3 protein-coding genes and 1 pseudogene are annotated in these 2,149 nt (G+C 72.1%); all 4 read left to right on the top strand.

All coding sequences use genetic code 11. From position 1 onward, the window contains the following. The coding region (locus ACFFNX_RS50840) for an acyl carrier protein (RefSeq protein ID WP_378213691.1) at window positions 1–413 on the top strand (413 nt) is incomplete at its 5' end. Continuing rightward, a pseudogene (locus ACFFNX_RS50835) lies at window positions 410–1,214 on the top strand (beta-ketoacyl synthase N-terminal-like domain-containing protein); the annotation flags it as partial. The gene ACFFNX_RS50840 and the pseudogene ACFFNX_RS50835, both read left to right, overlap by 4 nt. A gap of 30 nt (window positions 1,215–1,244) precedes the next feature. Next, on the top strand, window positions 1,245–1,763 hold the full coding sequence (locus tag ACFFNX_RS50830) for a hypothetical protein (RefSeq protein ID WP_378213692.1): 519 nt from the start codon (window positions 1,245–1,247) through the stop codon (window positions 1,761–1,763). After that, a partial coding sequence (locus ACFFNX_RS50825) for a KS-MAT linker domain-containing protein (RefSeq protein ID WP_446678576.1) occupies window positions 1,760–2,149 on the top strand: 390 nt, incomplete at its 3' end. The genes ACFFNX_RS50830 and ACFFNX_RS50825, both read left to right, overlap by 4 nt.

Raw genomic sequence — 2,149 nt, 5'->3', positions numbered from 1 at the left:
TCGGCCGGGCCGCCGGTGAGTCCGTACGGGCGGACCAGGCGTTCAAGGACATCGGGTTCGACTCGCTGACCGCCGTTCGGATGCGCAACAGGCTCGCCGAGGTGACGGACGTGAGGCTCGCGGCCACCGCGGTCTTCGACCACCCCAATCCGGCCGCGCTCGCCGAGCACCTGCACGCCGAACTCGGCGTCACCCCGCGCGAGACCGTACCGCCCGCGCTGCTCGAACTGGAACGGCTGGAACGCGCGCTGGGCGAACCACCCGAGGACGGGGCGCTGCGCGACCGGATCGTCGCGCGGCTCGACGCGCTGACCGCCCGCCTGGCCGGGCCCGGCGAGCCCGGTCCCGACCTGGAGGCGGCGAGCGACGACCAGCTCTTCGCGCTCGTCGACCACGAACTCGGACAGGCATGAAGGAAGGACGCATGTCGAACGACGAGAAGCTGCGCGAGTACCTGCGGCGGGTCCTCGCCGACCTGCGGCGGACCCGCCGGCGGCTGCACGAGGCCGAGGCGCGCCGGAACGAGCCGATCGCGATCGTGGGCATGGCCTGCCGCCTGCCGGGCGGGATCTCCTCGCCGGAGGACCTGTGGAACCTGGTCGCCGACGGCCGTGACGCCATCGGCGTGTTCCCCGCCGACCGGGGCTGGAACCTGGACGACCTCTACGATCCCGACCCCGAACGGGCTGGACGGACCTACGCCAGGGAGGGCGGTTTTCTGACTGACCCGGGTGGGTTCGACGCCGGGCTCTTCGGGATCTCGCCGCGCGAGGCGCTGGCCGTGGACCCGCAGCAGCGGCTGTTGCTGGAGGTGTCGTGGGAGGCGTTCGAACGCGCGGGCATCGATCCGACCTCGCTGCGAGGCGCCCGCGTGGGGGTCTTCTCCGGGTTGATGTTCCACGACTACCGCGACAACCTCGGCAGCCTCCCGGAAGGCCTCGAAGGCTACTTCGGCATCGGCAACTCGGGCAGTGTCGCCTCGGGTCGTGTGTCGTACGCGTTGGGGTTGGAGGGTCCGGCGGTGACGGTGGACACGGCGTGTTCGTCGTCGTTGGTCGTTGCATCTGGCGGCGCAGTCGTTGCGTTCGGGTGAGTCCTCGCTGGCGCTGGCCGGGGGAGTGGCCGTGATGGCGACGCCGGAGGTCTTCGTCGACTTCTCCCGCCAGCGAGGTCTGGCGGAAGACGGGCGCTGCAAGGCCTACGCGGACACCGCCGACGGCACCGGCCTCTCTGAGGGCGTCGGGGTGCTGGTGCTGGAGCGCCTGTCGGAGGCGCGCCGTAATGGTCATGAGGTGTTGGCGGTGGTGCGTGGTTCGGCGGTGAACCAGGACGGTGCGTCGAACGGGTTGACCGCGCCGAATGGTCCGTCGCAGGAGCGGGTGATCCGGCAGGCGTTGGCCAATGCGGGCCTGACCGGGGCCGAGGTCGATGTCGTGGAGGGTCATGGGACGGGGACGCGGCTGGGCGACCCGATCGAGGCGCAGGCGCTGCTGGCGACCTACGGCCGGGATCGGTCGGAGGACCAGCCGCTGTGGCTGGGCTCGGTCAAGTCGAACATCGGGCACGCGCAGGCGGCGGCGGGAGTGGCCGGTGTGATCAAGATGGTCCAGGCGTTGCGTCACGGGGTGCTGCCCAGGACGCTGCACGTGGACGCGCCGACGTCGAAGGTCGATTGGTCGGCCGGTGGGGTCCGGCTGTTGAGGCGCGTGGCTGGCCGGAGGTGGATCGGCCGCGCCGGGCGGGGGTGTCCTCGTTCGGTGTGAGCGGCACCAACGCACACGTGATCATCGAGCAGGCCGCCGCCGAGCCCCCTGACGAGAGCGCGCCCGGGCCGAGGGCGGTGCCCTGGCCGCTCTCGTCGCGTACGGCGGACGGGCTGCGGGCCCAGGCGGAACGGCTCGCTTCGTACGTTCGGGACAGCGACGACTTCACCCCGGCCGAGATCGGGTACACGCTGGCCACCGGGCGGGCGACGCTGGACCACCGGACGGTCGTGATCGCCGGTGACCGCGCCGATGCGCTCGCCGCCCTGGCGGAGGTCCGGTCGGCCGGCCCCGCTCAGGCCGAGGGAAAGACGGTCTTCGTGTTTCCGGGTCAGGGGGCGCAGTGGTCGGGGATGGGGGTCGCGTTGGCGGCCGAGTCTGGGGTG

This window comes from Actinoallomurus acaciae (assembly GCF_042429965.1).
Lineage (GTDB): Bacteria > Actinomycetota > Actinomycetes > Streptosporangiales > Streptosporangiaceae > Actinoallomurus > Actinoallomurus acaciae.
This window is presented reverse-complemented; position numbering and strand designations above follow the sequence as displayed.